The sequence below is a fragment of the Pilimelia columellifera subsp. columellifera genome, from assembly GCF_039532605.1.
In the GTDB taxonomy this organism is placed as follows: domain Bacteria; phylum Actinomycetota; class Actinomycetes; order Mycobacteriales; family Micromonosporaceae; genus Pilimelia; species Pilimelia columellifera.
This window is the reverse complement of record NZ_BAAARY010000005.1, coordinates 297,468-315,090: the sequence shown is the minus strand read 5'-3', so window position 1 is coordinate 315,090 and position 17,623 is coordinate 297,468. Positions and strand designations below refer to the sequence as shown.

The following is a 17,623-nucleotide window of genomic DNA, read 5'->3' as shown; positions in this document are numbered from 1 at the left end:
TCCCACAAACGGTCTCTAGGGGTGGATCAGTCGCTGACGGTCAGGCCCATCGAGCGGGCGGTGCCCGCGATGATCTTCTCGGCCTGGTCCAGGTCGTTGGCGTTGAGGTCGGCCATCTTGCGCTCGGCGATCTCGCGCAGCTGAGCGCGGGTGACCGAGCCGACCTTCTCCTTGTGCGGAACGCCAGAGCCCTTCGCCACACCCGACGCCTTGATCAGCAGACGGGCGGCCGGCGGCGTCTTCAGAGCGAACGTGAAGCTGCGGTCCTCGTACACGCTGATCTCAGCGGGGACGACGTCCCCCCGCTGCGATTCGGTCTGCGCGTTGTAGGCCTTGCAGAATTCCATGATGTTCACGCCGTGCTGACCGAGCGCGGGACCGACCGGCGGCGCCGGGGTGGCCTGGCCCGCCGGCAGCTGAAGCGTGAAGGTCTTGACCAGCTTCTTCTTCTTCGGAGGCATGTCCCTGTCCTGATGAGTGTTCTGGGCTGGGCCACGCGGCGGGGGCGCCGCCGTGGCCGGCGCCGGCTGGCGCCGCTGACCGACCGGGAGCCGCGCACGACGGACGTACGGGCAGACCGGACGTTCCAATCTATCGCAGGCCGCGACGTTACCCGCGGCCGGCCCCGAAATCCGTGGACCGGCCGATGCGTCGACGCTAGATCTTGGCGACCTGGTTGAAGTTCAGCTCAACCGGAGTCTCCCGGCCAAAGATCGAAACCAGAACCTTGAGCTTCTGCTGGTCAGCGTTGATCTCACTGATCGTGGCCGGCATCGAGGCGAACGCGCCGTCGGTGACGGTGACGGAGTCGCCCTCTTCGAAGTCGAGCACCCGGATCTCAGGTTTGGCTTTCTTAGCCTCAGCCTCAACCGCCGGAACCAGCCACTTGAGAACCTCGTCGAGACTCAGCGGGGCCGGCCGGTCAACCCGGTCGGTGGCGCCGACGAAGCCGGTGACGCCAGGGGTGTTCCGGACGCAGGAGTACGACTCCGGCGACAGGTCCATCCGGACGAGCAGGTAACCAGGGAAAACCTTGTTCTGCACCTGGAGGCGCTTGCCGTTCTTGACCTCGATCTCGTCCCGGGTGGGCACCTCCACCTGGTAGATGTACTCCTCCATGTCGAGACTCGTGATTCGGGTCTCGAGGTTCGTCTTCACCTTGTTCTCGTAGCCGGCATACGAGTGAACGACATACCACTCGCCCGGGGCGAACCGGAGCTTCTGCCGGAGAGCCGCGACGGGGTCGAAGTCGTCCTCGTCGTCCGACGCGGCGTCGGCAGTGGCCACGACCTGGACGGCGCCAGATTCGACCTCGTCGCCGTCGGCCGCATCAGGATCGGCGGCCGGGGAATCGGTCGCTCCTGGCTCGTCCGCGCCTTCGGCCGCCGGCTCGGGGGCGGCCACGTCAGCCGAAGACTCCACGTCAGCCGACGGCGGCGTCGCCTTGGCGACAACCGTCGCCGTCGACTCGTCGTCGCCGGGGGTGACGGTCTCGTCGTACTCAGGCACGCTTGCTCACTTCCGTCTGTTACTTCTCGTCGCCGAAGACGGCCAGGACAGCCTTGCCGAAGCCGTAGTCCAGTCCGGCGACGATCGAAGTCATGATCGTCACGAACACGATCACGACGACCGTATAGGTGACCAGCTCTTTACGGGTCGGCCAGATGACTTTACGCATCTCGGACACGACCTCACGGAAAAACCGACCGACGCGCCCGATCGGGCCGCCACGTTCGGTGTCCCGCTTGGCACGTTCGGTCTTCTCGACCGTGGTGTCCTCGGCAGCAGGCTCGGCGCCAGCGGCGTCCGTCTGCTCGTTGCCGTTCTCGTCCGCGGGCTCTTCGCCGCGCCGCTCGTTCTCGGCCACTTCGCCCTCTTCCGTCACGGGGTGGTTGGTCGCGCTGCCACGCCGGCCGCCCGCCTGACGATAGCGGGCCGTGACGCGCGGTGCGGGGCAGCAACGACGGCTGCCCCGCGACGACCGACGGGTCGCTCCGACCTCATCGCTGAGGCTGTGAGCACCCCAGGCCGTCGGAGGCCCTAGGCGCAGGGGCGACAGGACTCGAACCTGCAACCTGCGGTTTTGGAGACCGCTGCGCTGCCAATTGCGCCACACCCCTAGGAGGATCACAACCTGCCCGTCGAGCGCGCGCCGGACTCGTCCAGTGCGCTCGATGCATGACGGGACAGGGGATGAACCCCACGGCGGATCAGTGTACGTGTCCAGGCCGGAGTTTCCCAACCGGGACGATGTTACGCGCCGGCGCCGGTGTCGCCCGGCAGCCGCACGAACGCCCTCGCCTGGGCCAGAACCCTCTCGCCGCAGCAGGTGACGGTGAGATCGATGCGGGTGAGACCTCCGTCGACAATCCCCTTGACCATCCCGGCGACCGAGATCTCGGCGCCAACGGCGTCGTCAGGAACCACCACCGGGCGGGCGAACCGGACCCCGAACTCAGTGATCGCGTCAACCCGCCCCGCCCAGACGCTGACCGCACGACCGGCCAGCGCCATCGTGAGCATGCCGTGGGCGATCACCCCTGGCAGACCGACCTCGGCAGCGACCCGGTCGCTCCAGTGGATCGGATTGAAATCGCCGGAGGCTCCGGCATACCGGACCAGGTCGGCGCGGGTGACCCGGTAGGTCTGAGTCGGTAGCTCGCTCATCTCACCCCTCGCCACGGACGACAAGCTTGGCGAACACCGTCGCCACCGGCTCGCCCGCCGTGGTCGCCAGGTCGGAGCGGGTGCTGAGGAACTCGTTCCCACCACGGGAGGTAATCTCCTCCACGGTGTTGACGCAGACGATCTCGTCGCCGGCGACGATCGGCCGGCGGTGCTCGAAGCGCTGTTCGCCGTGGACGACCCGGCTGAAATCGAGGCCAAACGCCGGATCGGCGTAGAGGCCCGCCAGCGCCGCCCCGGAGATGACGATCGGGAACGTGGGCGGCGCCACCACGTCACGGTGGCCGGCGGCGCGAGCGGCGTCCAGGTCATGGTGGGCCGCGTCAACGGCGCCGATCGCGGCGGCGAACTCCCGGACCTTCTCGCGGCCGACCTGGTACGGAGTAGCCGGCGGCAACGACCGGCCGACGAACGACTGATCCAATGGCATGGCAGCACACTTTACCGGGACCGTAGACGTTCACAGCGTCCGGCAGGTTCGCGACGCCGGCCGAAGCGACTCGTGCCAGTGGTCGCCACGAGCGCCCGCCGCCACCGCGTCCGCTGACCGGCAACGTGATGAGATCAGAAAGACTGCTGCCCCCGGCCGGTGACCGGGGGCAGCAGAACGATTCAGGACCGCGTCAGCGGGTCTCTCGGTGCGCCGTGTGCTTGCCGCAACGGGGGCAGAACTTCTTCAGCTCAATGCGGTCCGGGTCGTTACGGCGGTTCTTCTTGGTGATGTAGTTCCGCTCCTTGCAGTCCACACACGCCATGGTGATCTTGGGACGGACGTCGGTCGCCTTGGCCACGACGGTGTGCCTTCCTCGCTAAGAATGCTGAACTAACGGCGCGTCAGCCTAGATGCTGACAACGCCTGAATGCAAGTGTTGCGGAGTCACGCAGCACGCCAGACCCATCGCAATGGTCATCGCCGCACTGTCAAATTGCTACGAGTGGTAGCGGTGGCCGGATTTGAACCGGCGACACAGCGATTATGAGCCGCTTGCTCTGCCATCTGAGCTACACCGCCGTGGCCCAGGCTCACCTGCCGCTCGAACCCGGTTGGAGCCCCCTTACGGAATCGAACCGTAGACCTTCTCCTTACCATGGAGACGCTCTGCCGACTGAGCTAAGGGGGCACGTGAATAGCGCCTGAATACCCCAGACGCGATCGCGCAGAGGTAAGAGTACACGGCGGCGGCCGGCAGGTGAAACCGGATCCCCGGAACGCGCGGGAGACCCTACGGCACCGCCCGAAGCCGACGAACCTCGCCCGACGTCGACGGCGCGGCCTCGGTCTGCTGCCGAAGCCACGCCTCCAGCCGCTCGTACGGCAACGGTCGGCTGAACAGGAAGCCCTGGCCGGTGTCGCAACCGATCTCCCGCAGAAGGTCGAGCGTCAACTCGCTCTCCACACCCTCGGCAACGACAGTGAGTCCGAAATGCCGGGCAAGGTCCACCACAGCTCGCACGATGGCCAGGTCTCCGGCGTCGGTCGCCATTCCCTGCACAAACGTCCGATCGATCTTCACTTCCTGCACCGGCAGCCGGCGCAACTGCGACAACGACGAATACCCCGTCCCAAAGTCATCAACAGACAGCCGGACGCCGATGTCGTGCAGGCGCCGCAGCGTGGGCAGCGGCCGGTCCGGAGCCCCCACCACACCGTCCTCGGCGATCTCGAACGTGACCCGCTCCGGCGGAACGCCGAACTCGCGGATCAACGCCGCGACCCGGTCCGGGAAGGCGGCGTCCACCAACGTGCGGGACGAGAGGTTGACCGCGACGTTCAACGGGCGCCCGGCGTCTACCCACTGCTTGCACCTGCGCAGCCCCTCCCTGAGGACCGCCTCGGTGAGCCGGCTCAGCTGGCCGGTGTGCTCGGCGACCGCCACGAAGTCCTGCGGAGCCACCGCGCCGTGCGTCGGATGCTCCCAGCGGGCCAGGCACTCCACCCCGACCAGGTGCCGGTCCCCCAGCGACACCTGAGGCTGGAAGTAGATCTCAAGCTCGTCATTGTCGATCGCCCGGCGCAGGTCGTTGGCGAGACCGAGCCGCCGGACCGAACGCGACTCCAGCGACGGGTGGAACGACTGAACGGCCGACGGCAGCAGCTCCGCCGCCCGGGCCGCGACATCCGCCCGCTGCAACAGCGCCGCCGGATCGCTCCCATGATCCGGATGGACCACGACGCCGACCGCGGTGTCGACATCCAGAGTCAGGGTGCCGAACTCCATCGGCACGCGAAGCTCCTCGCGTAGCCGCGCCGCCAGCACAAGCGCCGCCTCGGCGTTCTCCATGCGCAGCGTCACGGCGAACTCGTCGCCGCCAACCCGACCCACCAGCGCCGCTGCCGGAGCCAGACCCCGCAGCCTGCGCGACACCTCGGCCAACAGGGTGTCGCCAGCGGCATGACCCAGTGAATCGTTGACATCCCGCAGGCCGTCGACATCGAACAACAACACTGCGACGACCTCGCCAGGCGCCCGCACCCGCACCGACTCCTCCAGCGCCTGAAGCAGCCGACGGCGGTTGGGCAGACCGGTCAGAGCGTCGTGGTACGCGTCGAAGCGGAGCCTGTCGACCAGCCGGGCGTTCTCGACCGCGACCGCCACATGCGCGGCGACCGTCTCCAACAACCGCACGTCCTCGGGCTGGAAGGACGCGGTGTCGCCGAGCCTGCCGGCGACCTCCAGACAGCCGATGGTGACCTGGCCCGAGGTCAACGGCACGGCGATGGCGTCCTTGACGCCGGCGGCGCGCAGGTCTGCTCGCAGCTCGTCGCCCAGATGGGCGCCGACCGCCACGGTGCGGCCGCCCGCGAACACCCTGCGGCGGATGAGGTCCGGGGTGCCGGGCAGGTCGAGCAAACCTGCCGTCTCAGCCTTCGACGTCAACAACACCTCGGGGTGACGACCGGTCTCGGGTAGCCAGAGGGTGGCGTGCTCAGAGCTGAGCATGCGGCGGGTGCCGTGCAGGATCTGGTCGTAGAGGGTCGCCTCGTGGCGGGTGTCGCGGACGCTCGCGGTGAGGTCGTACAGCTCCTGCAGGGTGTGATGCTGCCGCATGAACTGCGAATACGACCGGTACGCGATCACGAAAAATATCAGGAGCGAGGCCAGCAGAACGACACCCCATGGATTCTGCTGGAGCACCAGAAGAATCACCAGGCCAACCGTGATGTTCACCGTCGTCACAGCGAGACTCGGCGTCACCGTGCGGGCGAGGTCAGCCCCGGACATCCAGCCCTGGACCAGACCGATAACGAGGGTGACGCTGACCATGGTGACCACGAAGTTGGCCGCGACCGAAAGACCCAGAATCAGCCACGTCTCCAGCTGGTCCGCCACCAGCGGCTGATTGCCTGCGACGATGAGCGCAGCCAGGCTGGTCGAGGCGAACTGCGCCGCGACATTGAACCAGCTCTTGATAGCGCTCTGGCCACGTCGCCATGAGACGACCTGGGCGCACACCGCGGCGGCCAAGCGGACCAACGGCACCATCGGCGCCGGAAGGTAGAAGAAGGCCAGCAACAGCGGAATCTCGACGAGCGTCAGGGTGAAGGCCTGCCGTCGTACCTCTACCCGCAGGCGCGTCGCGTCAGCCGCGACGAAGAGCGCGAAATAGATCGCGATCATCACCCAGTTGTCGACAAGCAGGTCGAGGGTCGGCTGAAGGTAGAAAGCGACGATGACCGCGGTGAGTCCCAACGGGACCGTCACGAACCAGGCGAGCGCCGGAGACCTGGCGATGACGGCTCGAGGGTAGGCCATCATCCACCTCCGACCACCGACCAAAGGGGCCGCCGGCTGCATCGCATCCGGGCCCGGCCCGACTACTGCCAGATGACGTCGCTGAGCGGTTCGGGCGAGGCCGTCGGCGACGGGGTCGGCAGCCCGTTGCCCTCACCAGCGCCAGTGCTGCTCACACTACCGGGCGCTGGCGCGCCGGGCGGTCCAGCCGAGTCGGCATGGGCGATGACAACGCTGGCGGCGGTCATCGTGAGCGCTACGGCGGCGACGGCAACGATCTTGCCGGCGGCCAAGCCGAACCTGCGAGAACGCATCCTGACTCCTTGTCGTTTCCGGTCGGCCGCTGTAGTTCCGGTGACGCCGCGCGGCGCGGGTCACGTCTTGACGGGCGAGAGAATGGCCAGGCTGATGCTGCCACACGAGTTGGCCCTGCCCCAGAGGCATAGCAGGCCATCCCGCCCCCGCGTTGGCAAGTCTGTCCGATCGGCCGATGCCCGTCGAGGGGCATCTGCGTCCCGAAGGGACATATTGGCGGTCATCAAAGTCGTGGCGCATTGAACCCTTCGGGCGGTTCGGTCCGTCGGAGACAGCGGGGGCGCTGGGCCGCGCCACATCGCGGTAGGACCGCCGGGCGCTGGCGCGTCGCCGTGCCACCGCCGCGATGGCAATGATCTCGCGGACCGCCAGCGGGCGATGGCGGTCCGCGACCACGCCCGCACGCCAACGAAAGAGGCCCTCGACCGGCGTCTCGGCCGGCACAAGGACCTCTCACATGCTGTGGTGGCGGGTAGAGGATTCGAACCTCTGAAGCTTTCGCGACGGATTTACAGTCCGCTCCCATTGGCCGCTCGGGCAACCCGCCTGGGATGGTTCGCGAGCGCCGCGAAAACTCCGGAACTCACACCTCCGCTGCCGCGGTGGCGACAGCCAGGATAGCGGTATCAACGCCGCGGGGCGCAACCGGGTAGCGTTCGGGGGTGTCGGGACCGGGCGGAACCGGGCACGACGCGAGGAAACCCACTGTTTCGGTCACACCGCAGGAGCATGCATGGCAGCCAACCCGTCGTTCGACATCGTCAGCAAGGTCGACCGGCAGGAGATCGACAACGCTCTCCGGCAGGCGGACAAGGAGTTGTCCACCCGGTTCGACTTCCGTGGCACGGGCACGCAGATCGCCTGGGCCGGGGAGGAGGCGGTCACCTTGCAGTCGGAGACCGAGGACCGGGTCAAGGCGGCTCTGGACGTGTTCAAGGAGAAGCTGATCAAGCGGGACATCTCATTGAAGGCTCTGGACGCCGACGAGCCGCGGATCTCCGGCAAGACCGCGAAGATCGACTGCAAGATCGTCCAGGGGATCGACCAGGAGAAGGCCAAGTCGATCAGCAAGAAAATCCGGGATGAGGGCCCGAAGGGAATCCAGGCGCAGATCCAGGGCGACCAGCTTCGGGTCACCGGCAAGAAGCGCGATGACCTCCAGGCCGTCATCGCGCTGCTGAAGCAGTCGGACTTCGGCATCGCGCTGCAGTTTACGAATTACCGGTAAGCGCCTTCCCGAGGTTCCGCGCCACCGTGGCCTGCGCTGAGCGCGCCAGCGGGCGGCGCGGACCTGGGAGCCGGTCAGCAGGCAGGCTCGACGGCCGTTCGTGGCACGAGCGGCCCGGCTGGCCGGGCGTCCGCGCCGGCGTCGGCTCGGGCGATCGCCCAGGACGGCGGCGCCGCCAGGACCGCCGCGCCGGTCACCGCCATCCCGGCGATGAGGAACGCCCAACTGGCGCCGCCGGGCAGGTCGGCGACGGCGCCGGCGAGCGCCCCGCCTCCCGCGCTGGCGCCGAGGGCGACGGTCGTCGCCCAGGTGTAGGCCTCGGTCCGCATGGACCCGGGCACGAACTTGCCGACCATGGTGTTCTGCACGGTGAGCGCGGGCGCGACCGTCACGCCGCCGACGACGAGGGCGATGCCGAGCGCCCAGGCGTTGGGCATCGCGATGAGGATGAGGAAACTACCGGCGACGCCGAACGCCAGCAGGGCGAACTGGCGTGCCAACGCCCGCGCCGGCCGCCGCGCCCCGTACCAGAAACCACCGACGGCGCTGCCGATGCCCCACACCGCCAGCAGAATTCCGGCGAGTCCTTCGGCGGCGCCTGGGCCGCTGTGGGCGGTGGCGTAGGCGGGAATGCTGACGGCCATCGCCCCGAATGCCATGCCGAGCAGGCCGACCGAGGCGAGCAGGCTGGGGAAGCCGGGGACGCTGAGCGCGCCCAAGCCCCGGGTTCGGACGCCCGAGGGGTGCGGCTGCCAGTGGCGCAGCACCCGGCCACCGGCCAGCGTGAGAGTGCCGACGAAGGTGACGACCGCTGAGGTGACCAGGGCGGACCGGGCGCCGGCGAGCAGGGTGCAGGCGGCGAACAGCAACGGCCCCAGGATGAACACGACCTCGAACAGGGACGTCTCGGCGGCGAGCGCCGCGGGCCGCAGCGACGTCCGGCCGGTGTGGGGTTCGGTGAGGTCGTTCCAGGCGCCGCGGACGGCCGCGGTGACGGGCGGGAAGGTGACGCCGGCGAGGGTGGCCATGAGGTAGATGAGCGGGAGGGCGTCGGCGCCCCCTCCGAGCGCCCAGAGCAGGCCCGCGAGCGCGAGCGGGTGGGTGACACCGGTGACCAGCAGGACCGGCCGGGGCCCGATCCGGTCGGCGAGCCGGCCCAGTACGGGGCTGACCGCGGCGCTGGCGAGCGCGTACAGGCCGTCGGCGATGCCGGCGTAGGCGAACCGCCCGGTGGCCTGCTGGACGAGGACGAGCATCGCGAGCGGGGTGATGCCGATGCCGAGCCGCGCGATGACGCCGCCGAGCAGCAGGTTGGGCGCGCCGGGAATGCGCCACACCTGTTGGTACTGCCGAAAGGCCGTCATGTCGCCCACCTTTTGGCGTCCGGGCGGCGCCGGGCCGCTGCGGGTGATGACCCGGACCAGGTCAGAGCCCTTGAACCCTACGGCCGGACGCTGGCGCGCTGAATCGCGTTTCGGGGTGCGTCCGGTCACACCGGCTGCGGGCGGCCCGGTGGGCCGGCAACGGCCGGAGCAGGTCAGGTCAGGGCTGCCAGGTCGAACACCAGTTGGGGGGCGAAACCCACCGCCACAGCCGTGGCGGTCGCGACGACGATCGCCGCCGAGACCGACCAGGCGACGACTGGCGCGGTCGCCGCTGGAGCGTCGGCGGGGGCAGGCGGCGGGAGGTAGAGCGTCGTGACGAGCCGGAGGTAGTAGGCGAGACCGATCACCACATTGAGCGCGAGTAGCAGGGCTAGCCAGGCCAGACCGCCGTCGAGCAGGGCACGGATCACAGTGGCCTTCCCGAACAGGCCCGCCAGGCCGGGCGGCAGCCCGGCCAGCCCGACAAGGGCCAACGCCAGCGCCGCGCCGAGGGCGCGACGGGTTCGGGCGACGCCGGTGTACCCGGCGATGTCGCCGCCGTCGCGGCCAGGCCCGCGTAGCGCGGTCACCGCGGCGAACGCCCCGAACTCGATGACCAGAAAGAAGATCGTGTACGCGATGGCGGCCGCCCGGGCCTGGGCTGCGACGGCGTCCGCGCGTCCGGCTGCGGTGGCCAGGGCCGCCAGCGGGGCGAGCAAATAACCGACCTGGGCCACCGACGACCAGGCGAGCAGGCGCACCATCCGGGTCTGCCGGAGGGCCCCGAGATTCCCCACCGTCATCGTCACCGCGGCGAGGACCGCCAGGGTCCAACCGGTCCGTTCCGCCGGGAGGGTCCGCCAGAGTGCCACCAGCGCGACAACCCCGCCGAGCTTGGAGGCGGTGGACAGGTAGGCGGCCACCGGCAGCGGGGCGGCGTCGTAGGTGGCCGGAGCCCAGGCGTGCAGCGGGACGGCGGCTACTTTGAACGCCAGACCGGCCAGCAGGAGCGTCGCCCCGACGGCGGCCAGCGGCGCCGTCGCGTCCGGGAACAGGATCGTCGAGACCGCCGCCGACGACGCCGACAGGCGCAGACTGCCGGTGGCTGCGTACGTCAAGGCCGCCCCGAGGAGCGCGACGGCCGTGGCGGCGACGCTGACCACGAAGAACGTCACCGCACCCTCGGCCGCAGCGCGGTCGGCCGTCCGCCGGCCGCGCAACCCGACCAGCACGTACAGCGGCAGGGTGAGGGTCTCGACCGCGACGATGAGGCTGACGAGATCCCCCGCATAGCCCAGGGCCACGCCGCCGGTCATCGAGCAGGCGAGCAGGAAGCAGAACTCCCCCGGCGGCGGGCCGTCGCGCAACATCGGCGCCGCCAACCCCAACGCCCCGACGGTGAGCAGCGCGAACAGGGTGGCCATGAGCCCCGCGTACGGGGTGGCCAGGTACGAGCAGCCGTCGAAGCACAGCGACGCCCGGTCCGGGCCCGCGCCCACCCACAGCGCGGCCGCCCCGGTGAGCGCCGCCCCGGACGCGGTGACGGCGACGGTGACCGCCCGCCGCCCCGCCAGCAGGTCGACGAGGAGCGCCAGCACGGCGGTTCCGGCGGCCCAGTACAGCGGCAGCAGCGCCAGGTGGTCGACGGTCATCTGGCCTCCTCCGCGGTCAGCTCGGCCACCACGTCGCGGGCGGGTTCGGTGACCAGCGCCGGCGCCAGCCCCAACGTCAGGGTCAGCGCCGCCAGCGGCGCCCAGGTCGTCCACTCGACCCGTGCGGCCCGTCCGTCCATGTCGGACACGGCCGGCCCTGGGTCGCCGTGGCTGACTTTGCGGAGCATCCGCAGAAAGTACGCCGCCGCGAGGGCCCCGCCGACGGCGGCGAGCACCGCCAACGTCAACCACAACGGTCCACCCAGCTGCGCCGCCGCGACCACCGCGAGCGCCTCACCCCAGAAACCGGCCAGTCCGGGCAGACCGAGGGAGGCGACCGCGGCGAAGCCCAGCAGCCCGGCCAGGCGGGGCGCTGGCTCGCGCAGCCCGCCGAGGCTGGTCAGTTCCCCGGTCCGGGTCCGTTCCTTGATCGCGCCGGCCAGGAAGAACAGCAGACCGGTGACGACGCCGTGGGCGATATTGCCGAGCACGGCGGCGTTGAGGCCGGTGGGCGTGGCGGTGGCGATCCCGAGGATGACGAAGCCCATGTGTCCGACGCTGGAGTAGGCGATGAGCGATTTCAGCTCGGTCTGCGCCAGACACACCAACGAACCGACGATGATCGCCGCGACGGCCAGGACGCCCAGGTAGGGCGCGGCGGCGCGCAGACCCTCCGGGGTGACCCCGAGTCCGACCCGGATCAGCCCGTACGTTCCCGTTTTCAGCATCACCCCGGCGAGCAGCACGCTGCCGACAGTCGGGGCCTGGGTGTGCGCCGCCGGCAGCCAGCTGTGCAGCGGCCACAGCGGCGCCTTCACCGCGAACGCCACCGCGAACAGCGTGAACGCCGCCAGCTGCACGCTGCGTGGGAGCGCGCCGCCGCCGGTAAGCGTGGCGAGGTCGGCCGAGCCGGCGGCGTTGACAACGACCAGGACGCCGACCAGCAGGAGCACCGACCCGAACAGCGAGTACAACGCGAACAGCCGGGCCGCCCGCCGCCGGTCCGGGCCGCCCCAGCCGGCGATGACCGCGTACATCGGCAGCAGCACGACTTCGAAGAACAGGAAGAAGACGATGAGATCGCCGGCGAGGAAGACGCCCAGCACGCCGACCTCGATGACAAGCAGCAGCGCCGCCAGCACCGCGGACCGGTCGCCGGGCGGCCGGCGCCAGGCGTGCAGGCAACACAGCAGCGTCAACACGGTGGTGAGCAGCACCAACGGGTACGACAAACCGTCCAGGGAGAGGGTGAACCGCAGGTGCAGGTCGGGCGCCCAGGCCACGTCGACGCGGTGCCACGCCGCGGCTGGCGGCTGCCCGGCCGTCAACGCCGCGGTGTCGGCGTGAGCCGAACCTGGATCACGTCCCCACCACAGCAGGACGCTGACCAGCAGGGCCACTGCCGCGAAGCCCGTCGCCACGGCCCCGCCGGCCCGGTCGTGCCGGGCCGGGAGCAACGCGACGAGCGCCGCGCCGACGGCCGGAACGGCGAGCAGCGCGACGAGCAAGACCGGTCCCAGCATCAGCGGGACTCCCCTCGGGAGTGTTCCTGGCCGGCGGTCACCGGACGCCGCCGACGGCCAGCGCCAACGTCAGCAGCAGCACACCGGCCAGGGCGAAGGTCGTGGCCCGGGGCAGGGACGCCCGGTGCGCGGCGAGCAGGCCGACGCCGAGCCGGGACACCGCCCGGCCCACCCCGGCGACCGTGCCGCCGACGAGGACAGCGTCGGCGTTCCGGGTCGCCCGGGCCAACGCCGTCACCGGGCGGACGACAACAGCGGACTGGACGGCGTCGACACCGAACCCGACGGCCAGCCAGGGCCGCAGCCGGCCCAGCGCCACCGCCGGGTCGCCCGCCCGCGACCGCCGCCAACCCCACCACGCCCCGGCGGCGCCGAGCACGGTGAGGAGGGTCGGGAGCGCCACGGCAGCGTCCAGGTGCGGGGGCGCCAGACCCAGGAGCGAGCGCCACGGCGCGGCAAACACCGCCAGACCCAGGACGGCCGCCGGCGCCGCCAGCGCCAGCATCGGCCCCCGCATCGACCACGGAGGATCGTTGGCGGTCCGGCCGACCGTGGCCGTAGGTGGCGTCGTCTCAGGCCCCGGTGGGTCTGTTCTGGCTGGTCCGAAGAACGTCAGGAGCAGCAGGCGCGTGGCGTACCAGGCGGTCACCGGAACACCGAGCAGCATCGCCGACCACACCAACCAACCCGTCCAGCCGGGGGCGGCCGCGGCGGCGACCAGCACGCCCTCCTTGCTGAAGAATCCTGACAGCGGTGGCACGCCCGCCAACGCGCCCAGGCCCACCGCCGACACCGCGAACGTCACCGGCATCGCCCTGCGGAGCCCGCCCGGCATCAGGTTGCCGCCGACTGCGTGGATCACCGCGCCGGCGGCCAGGAACAGCAGCGCCTTGAACGCGGCGTGGGTCACCAGGTGGAACATCGCCGCCGCCGGCGCGGCCACCGCCAACGCCCCGGTCATGTAGCCGAGCTGGGAGACTGTCGACCAGGCCAACACCCGCTTGATGTCGTCCTGTGCGGTCGCCGCGAACGCGCCGAGCAGCAGCGTCGCCGCCGCGACCACGGCCAACGCCGCCATCGTCGTCGCCGAGCCGGCCAACAGCGGGAACAACCTGGCCAGCACGTACACGCCGGCGGCGACCATCGTCGCGGCGTGGATGAGCGCGGAGATCGGGGTCGGGCCGGCCATCGCGTCCGGGAGCCAGGTGTGCAGCGGAAACTGGGCGCTCTTGCCGGCGACGCCCGCGAGCAGCAGGAGCCCGGCCGCGGTGAGGGTCGCCGGATCGTAGGTGTGGGCCAGGACGTCGGCGATGCGGAAGCTACCGGCGCCGACCCCCAACAGGACCACGCCGAGCAGGAAACCCACGTCGCCGATCCGGGTAACCAGGAACGCCTTCACCGCAGCCCGCGGCGCTTCGGCCAGCCGGCGGTCGTGGGCGATGAGCACATACGAGCACAGCCCCATCACCTCCCAGCCGACCAGGAGCAGGAACAGGTCGCTGGCGACCACGACCAGCAGCATCGCGCCGGTGAACAGGCTCACCTGGGCGGCGTACGGGCCGTAGCGGTCGTCCCCGCGCAGGTAGCCCGGTGAGTAGACCTGCACGGCCAGCGCCACCGCGGCGACCACGACAGCCAACAGCGCCGCCGTGGGCGTCACCCACACCCCGGCCGTGATGTCGACGCCGCCGACGTCCAACCAGGACGTCGACCATCCGACCTGACGGTCAGCGGCGACGAGCCAGCTGGCGAGCGCCAAAGCCGCCGCGGTGGCGCCCACCGCCAAGGCGGCGGCGACCCGCCGGCGGCACGCCGGGACGAGCAGCCCCAGCAGACCGGCGGCCGCCGGAACCACCGGCAACGCCACGGCCGCGATCACTGGGCCGCCCCGGGCGTGGCCGACGGCGTCCCACAGGTCGGGCTGGTCAAACTCGGGCTGGTAGCTGCCAGGGCGACAGTCGCGTCGGGCCCGGTCAGGGCGATGGCGTCCACGTCGATGTCCGCGCGCAGCCGAAACAGGCGCAGCACGATCGCCAACCCCACACCGACCTCCGCGGCCGCCAGGACGATGACGAACAGCGCGAAGACCTGCCCGCTGTGCGGCAACGCGGCCCGCACCGTCGTGTCGGCGGTGACCAGCAGCAGGTTCACCGCGTTGAGCATCAGCTCGACGGCCATGAGCAGCAACACGGCGTTCCGGCGCCGCAGCAGACCGAAAACGCCGAGACCGAACAGCCCGGCGGACACCAGGTACGGGATGACCGGTCGCATCAGCCGCGCTCCCCGACCGGCCGGGACACCACGATGGCGCCCACCAGAGCCGCCAGCAGCAGCACCGACACCAGCTCGAACGGCAGCACCCAGGAGCGGAAGAGCTGCTCCCCCAGCCTGGTGGCGTCGCCGGCCTGCGGCAGCGGCACGGACGACCAGCGGTAGGCGTCGATGAGCAGCGCGGCCAGGCCGAGCCCGGCGCCGCCGCCGACCAGGACTGCGGCCGGACCGGCGCGGTCCAGGTCGTCGGACGGGCCGATCGGCGCCCGGGTCAGCATGACCGCGAACAGCAGCAGCACCACGACCGCGCCGACGTAGATGAGCACCTGTACCCATGCCAGCAGCTCGGCGGTGAGCACCAGGAACATTCCGGCGACCGACGCCAGGCACAGCACCAGGTGCAGCCCGGCCCGGACCAGGTGGGTGGTCGTGACGACCCGCCAGGCCGCCCCGAGGGCGACCACGCCGAGGGCGGCGAGCAACCAGTCGGCGGCGTTCACCCGTCCGTCCCGCCAGGACTTCGCAGGTCCTGGGTGGCCCGCCGGGCGGCGGCCTGTTCCTCCTTGGCCGGCTCGCCGTTGGGGTCGTGCGCCGGCGGCGGCGGGACGGTCGCCATCCACTCGCCGAGCCGGTCGCGTTCGTGCAGCAGGTCGCGCAGGTCGTGCTCGGCGTACTCGAACTCCGGCGTCCAGTACAGGGCGTCGAACGGGCACACCTCGATGCAGATCGCGCAGTACATGCACAGCGAGAAGTCGATGGCGAACCGGTCCAGCACGTTGCGCTGGCGGGTCCGGGCGGCCCCGGGCGTCACCACCTCCTCCTTGTGGGAGTCGATGTAGATGCACCAGTCGGGGCACTCGCGCGCGCACAGCATGCAGACGGTGCAGTTCTCCTCCCGCAGCGCGATCACCCCGCGGGAGCGGGGCGGCAACTGCGGAGCGACGTCCGGGTACTGCTGGGTGTCCGCGCGGCGGGTCAGGGTCTTGGCGGTGATCGCCAGACCCTTGGCCAGCCCGGACCCGGGGAAGGTGCCCATGGTGGCATCCTGCCGTGTCGGCGGGGTCCAGCGCGAGCGCCCCCGTCCGATCGGCGCGGCCCGGGGGGCGGGCGGCGGTCAGGCCACCACGACGCCGGCGGTCAGCACGAGCTGGCCGAGCGCGACCGGGACCAGACCCAGCCAGCACAGTCGCTGGAGCTGGTCCTCGCGCAGGCGCGGGAAGGCCACCCGCACCCAGATGATCACGAAGCTGACGGCGAACACCTTGAGCAACGTCCACAGCCACCCCAGCTCGGCATCCGCGAACGGGCCCTTCCAGCCCCCGAGGAACAGCACCACCGTCAGCGCCGCGATGACCACGATTCCCACGTACTCGGCCAACAGGAACAGCGCGAACCGAAGCCCGGTGTACTCGGTGAGGTAGCCGAACACCAGCTCGGAGTCGGCGATCGGCATGTCGAACGGCGGGCGGCGGATCTCGGCCAGCCCGGCGACGAAGAACACCGCCAGCGCGGGCAGCTGCCACAGCAGCCACCAGGGGCGCCACGCCTCGATGATCCCGGTCAGGGAAAGGGTGCCGGCGGCCATCGCCACGGACGCGGCCGCCAGGACCAGCGGCAGCTCGTACCCGAGCAGCTGCGCCGCGCCGCGCAGCCCGCCGATGAGGCTGTACTTGTTCGCCGACGACCACGCGGCCATGAGCAGCGACACCACGCCGAGGCCGAGGACGGCCAGGACGAAGAACAGTCCGATGTCCAGCGGCTGGGCCACCAGGTCGCCCGGGCCCAGCGGGATCACGAGCAGGACCAGCAGGTACGGCAGCAGGGCAACCGCGGGCGCGAGCCGGAACACCGGACGGTCCGCCCCGCGTGGGGTGAGGTCCTCCTTCTGCGCGAACTTCACGCCGTCGGCGAGGAGCTGCGCCCAGCCGTGGAACCCGCCGGCGTACATCGGCCCGAGCCGGGCCTGCATGTGCGCCATGACCTTGTGTTCGGTCTGCCCGACGATCAGCGGCAGAGTCAGGAACGCCACGAACACCGCGCCGACCCGTAACGCCAGCTCGGCCCAGGTCGGCATCAGCTCTCCCCGGCCGGTCGGGCCGCCGGCCCCCACAGCGCCGGGTCGGGGACGCCCGGCGGGCGGGCCGGGGCCCGGCGGGACGGCGCCCCGCCCTCGGACTCGCCCGGCTCCTTGGCGCCGGGCCATGTCTTGACGACCCGCGAGGCCAACACGAAGTCCTTGCGCATCGGCTGCCCCTCGAACTCCGGCGGCAGCAGCAACGGCCGCAGCCCGCCCGGGTGCCCGCGGAAGTCGAACCCGAACATCTCGTGGGTCTCCCGCTCGTGCCAGGCGGCGCCCGGGTAGATCGTCACCACCGAGTCGACGACCGGTGAGCCGACCGGCGTCGTGGTCCGCACCAGCAGGCCGTGCCGGCGGCGGGTGGACCACAGGTGCGCGACCAGGGCGAGCCCCTCGGCGCCCTCATCGACGGCGCTGAGCCAGTCGAAGAAGTCACCGGACAGCTCGGGGTCATCGCGGACCGCGCGCAGCGCGTCCGCCCAACGCTCGGCGGGCACGTCGACGACGGCGCGAGCGAACGTCTGCCCTCCGGAGACGCTCGTCGAGGCGCCCTCGATGAGGGACGCCAGCCGTTCGCCGATCTCCTGGGCAGTCATGGGCCTGATCCTAAGCAGCGGAAGGTCCGGGGCGTTCGCGGCGCAACCTTCCGCCGCGCTGACGCGTCATTCTCCGTGACCGGGGACGGCCGGAATGTCGTACCGGGACGGAAGAATCAACACCAGTCGGGGACGTCCGGGCAGCACCCGGGCGGCCCCGCCCAGAGCGGTTCCAAAG

18 protein-coding genes and 4 tRNA genes are annotated in these 17,623 nt (G+C 70.8%); 1 reads left to right on the top strand and 21 read right to left on the bottom strand.

From position 1 onward, the window contains the following. Positions 1-26: 26 nt before the first annotated feature. The 12 genes from rplK to ABD287_RS08150 form a co-directional block, all read right to left on the bottom strand. The gene (gene rplK, locus ABD287_RS08205; RefSeq protein ID WP_344170667.1) at positions 27-461 is read right to left on the bottom strand and encodes a 50S ribosomal protein L11; all 435 of its coding nucleotides are present in this window, start codon (positions 459-461) and stop codon (positions 27-29) included. 196 nt (positions 462-657) lie between these two features. Further along, positions 658-1,509, bottom strand: coding sequence for a transcription termination/antitermination protein NusG (gene nusG, locus ABD287_RS08200; protein ID WP_425565526.1), 852 nt, complete (start codon positions 1,507-1,509; stop codon positions 658-660). A gap of 19 nt (positions 1,510-1,528) precedes the next feature. After that, positions 1,529-1,867, bottom strand: coding sequence for a preprotein translocase subunit SecE (secE, locus tag ABD287_RS08195; RefSeq protein WP_344171009.1), 339 nt, complete (start codon positions 1,865-1,867; stop codon positions 1,529-1,531). A gap of 180 nt (positions 1,868-2,047) precedes the next feature. Then, positions 2,048-2,120: transfer RNA gene (locus tag ABD287_RS08190), tRNA-Trp, on the bottom strand. Positions 2,121-2,253: 133 nt separating this feature from the next. Then, positions 2,254-2,667 (bottom strand): MaoC/PaaZ C-terminal domain-containing protein, encoded by a 414-nt coding sequence (locus ABD287_RS08185; RefSeq protein ID WP_344170664.1) that lies wholly within the window; start codon positions 2,665-2,667, stop codon positions 2,254-2,256. A gap of 1 nt (position 2,668) precedes the next feature. Beyond that, complete coding sequence (locus tag ABD287_RS08180) at positions 2,669-3,115, bottom strand: FAS1-like dehydratase domain-containing protein (RefSeq protein WP_344170661.1); 447 nt, start codon at positions 3,113-3,115, stop codon at positions 2,669-2,671. A 193-nt stretch (positions 3,116-3,308) separates the two neighbouring features. After that, positions 3,309-3,476 carry a 50S ribosomal protein L33 gene (gene rpmG / locus ABD287_RS08175; protein ID WP_018347744.1) on the bottom strand — a complete coding sequence of 56 codons (168 nt, stop codon included), beginning with the start codon at positions 3,474-3,476 and terminating at the stop codon, positions 3,309-3,311. Positions 3,477-3,621: 145 nt separating this feature from the next. Beyond that, positions 3,622-3,697 (bottom strand) — tRNA-Met (locus tag ABD287_RS08170). Positions 3,698-3,730: 33 nt separating this feature from the next. Next, positions 3,731-3,806, bottom strand: a tRNA-Thr gene (locus tag ABD287_RS08165). Between the two features lie 102 nt (positions 3,807-3,908). After that, the gene (locus tag ABD287_RS08160) at positions 3,909-6,440 is read right to left on the bottom strand and encodes a putative bifunctional diguanylate cyclase/phosphodiesterase (RefSeq protein ID WP_425565525.1); all 2,532 of its coding nucleotides are present in this window, start codon (positions 6,438-6,440) and stop codon (positions 3,909-3,911) included. Positions 6,441-6,502: 62 nt separating this feature from the next. Next, positions 6,503-6,733, bottom strand: a complete 231-nt coding sequence (locus ABD287_RS08155; protein WP_344170652.1) for a hypothetical protein — start codon at positions 6,731-6,733, stop codon at positions 6,503-6,505. A gap of 464 nt (positions 6,734-7,197) precedes the next feature. Continuing rightward, positions 7,198-7,281 (bottom strand) — tRNA-Tyr (locus ABD287_RS08150). A gap of 186 nt (positions 7,282-7,467) precedes the next feature. On the opposite strand from ABD287_RS08150, the gene ABD287_RS08145 reads away from it, so the two are divergent. Continuing rightward, on the top strand, positions 7,468-7,962 hold the full coding sequence (locus ABD287_RS08145; protein WP_344170649.1) for a YajQ family cyclic di-GMP-binding protein: 495 nt from the start codon (positions 7,468-7,470) through the stop codon (positions 7,960-7,962). Positions 7,963-8,036: 74 nt separating this feature from the next. Here the strand turns inward: ABD287_RS08145 and ABD287_RS08140 are convergent, their stop codons facing one another. The 9 genes from ABD287_RS08140 to ABD287_RS08100 all read right to left on the bottom strand — a co-directional run bounded on the left by ABD287_RS08140 (position 8,037) and on the right by ABD287_RS08100 (position 17,445). Continuing rightward, positions 8,037-9,326, bottom strand: a complete 1,290-nt coding sequence (locus ABD287_RS08140; RefSeq protein ID WP_344170646.1) for an MFS transporter — start codon at positions 9,324-9,326, stop codon at positions 8,037-8,039. Between the two features lie 173 nt (positions 9,327-9,499). Then, positions 9,500-10,978, bottom strand: a complete 1,479-nt coding sequence (locus tag ABD287_RS08135; RefSeq protein WP_344170643.1) for an NADH-quinone oxidoreductase subunit N — start codon at positions 10,976-10,978, stop codon at positions 9,500-9,502. Next, complete coding sequence (locus ABD287_RS08130; RefSeq protein WP_344170640.1) at positions 10,975-12,501, bottom strand: complex I subunit 4 family protein; 1,527 nt, start codon at positions 12,499-12,501, stop codon at positions 10,975-10,977. The genes ABD287_RS08135 and ABD287_RS08130 overlap by 4 nt, the downstream gene beginning before the upstream one ends. 37 nt (positions 12,502-12,538) lie before the next feature. After that, complete coding sequence (locus ABD287_RS08125) at positions 12,539-14,380, bottom strand: NADH-quinone oxidoreductase subunit 5 family protein (RefSeq protein WP_344170637.1); 1,842 nt, start codon at positions 14,378-14,380, stop codon at positions 12,539-12,541. Then, the gene (gene nuoK, locus ABD287_RS08120; protein WP_344170634.1) at positions 14,377-14,772 is read right to left on the bottom strand and encodes an NADH-quinone oxidoreductase subunit NuoK; all 396 of its coding nucleotides are present in this window, start codon (positions 14,770-14,772) and stop codon (positions 14,377-14,379) included. Before nuoK ends, ABD287_RS08125 begins: the two co-directional genes overlap by 4 nt. Further along, positions 14,772-15,272, bottom strand: a complete 501-nt coding sequence (locus ABD287_RS08115) for an NADH-quinone oxidoreductase subunit J family protein (protein ID WP_344170631.1) — start codon at positions 15,270-15,272, stop codon at positions 14,772-14,774. The genes nuoK and ABD287_RS08115 overlap by 1 nt, the downstream gene beginning before the upstream one ends. Further along, positions 15,269-15,808 carry a NuoI/complex I 23 kDa subunit family protein gene (locus tag ABD287_RS08110; RefSeq protein ID WP_344170628.1) on the bottom strand — a complete coding sequence of 180 codons (540 nt, stop codon included), beginning with the start codon at positions 15,806-15,808 and terminating at the stop codon, positions 15,269-15,271. Before ABD287_RS08110 ends, ABD287_RS08115 begins: the two co-directional genes overlap by 4 nt. A gap of 78 nt (positions 15,809-15,886) precedes the next feature. Then, positions 15,887-16,846 (bottom strand): complex I subunit 1/NuoH family protein, encoded by a 960-nt coding sequence (locus ABD287_RS08105; protein WP_344170625.1) that lies wholly within the window; start codon positions 16,844-16,846, stop codon positions 15,887-15,889. Then, positions 16,846-17,445, bottom strand: a complete 600-nt coding sequence (locus ABD287_RS08100; RefSeq protein WP_344170622.1) for an NADH-quinone oxidoreductase subunit C — start codon at positions 17,443-17,445, stop codon at positions 16,846-16,848. The genes ABD287_RS08105 and ABD287_RS08100 overlap by 1 nt, the downstream gene beginning before the upstream one ends. Positions 17,446-17,623: the final 178 nt, after the last annotated feature.

What these genes read in the sequence shown, in the direction of transcription:
- rplK (WP_344170667.1), bottom strand. Translation starts at nt 461, where the DNA reads ATGCCTCCGAAGAAGAAGAAGCTGGTCAAGACCTTCACGCTTCAGCTG.
- ABD287_RS08185 (WP_344170664.1), bottom strand. Translation starts at nt 2,667, where the DNA reads ATGAGCGAGCTACCGACTCAGACCTACCGGGTCACCCGCGCCGACCTG.
- ABD287_RS08180 (WP_344170661.1), bottom strand. Translation starts at nt 3,115, where the DNA reads ATGCCATTGGATCAGTCGTTCGTCGGCCGGTCGTTGCCGCCGGCTACT.
- ABD287_RS08160 (WP_425565525.1), bottom strand. Translation starts at nt 6,440, where the DNA reads ATGGCCTACCCTCGAGCCGTCATCGCCAGGTCTCCGGCGCTCGCCTGG.
- ABD287_RS08155 (WP_344170652.1), bottom strand. Translation starts at nt 6,733, where the DNA reads ATGCGTTCTCGCAGGTTCGGCTTGGCCGCCGGCAAGATCGTTGCCGTC.
- ABD287_RS08145 (WP_344170649.1), top strand. Translation starts at nt 7,468, where the DNA reads ATGGCAGCCAACCCGTCGTTCGACATCGTCAGCAAGGTCGACCGGCAG.
- ABD287_RS08140 (WP_344170646.1), bottom strand. Translation starts at nt 9,326, where the DNA reads ATGACGGCCTTTCGGCAGTACCAACAGGTGTGGCGCATTCCCGGCGCG.
- ABD287_RS08135 (WP_344170643.1), bottom strand. Translation starts at nt 10,978, where the DNA reads ATGACCGTCGACCACCTGGCGCTGCTGCCGCTGTACTGGGCCGCCGGA.
- ABD287_RS08130 (WP_344170640.1), bottom strand. Translation starts at nt 12,501, where the DNA reads ATGCTGGGACCGGTCTTGCTCGTCGCGCTGCTCGCCGTTCCGGCCGTC.
- nuoK (WP_344170634.1), bottom strand. Translation starts at nt 14,772, where the DNA reads ATGCGACCGGTCATCCCGTACCTGGTGTCCGCCGGGCTGTTCGGTCTC.
- ABD287_RS08110 (WP_344170628.1), bottom strand. Translation starts at nt 15,808, where the DNA reads ATGGGCACCTTCCCCGGGTCCGGGCTGGCCAAGGGTCTGGCGATCACC.
- ABD287_RS08105 (WP_344170625.1), bottom strand. Translation starts at nt 16,846, where the DNA reads ATGCCGACCTGGGCCGAGCTGGCGTTACGGGTCGGCGCGGTGTTCGTG.
- ABD287_RS08100 (WP_344170622.1), bottom strand. Translation starts at nt 17,445, where the DNA reads ATGACTGCCCAGGAGATCGGCGAACGGCTGGCGTCCCTCATCGAGGGC.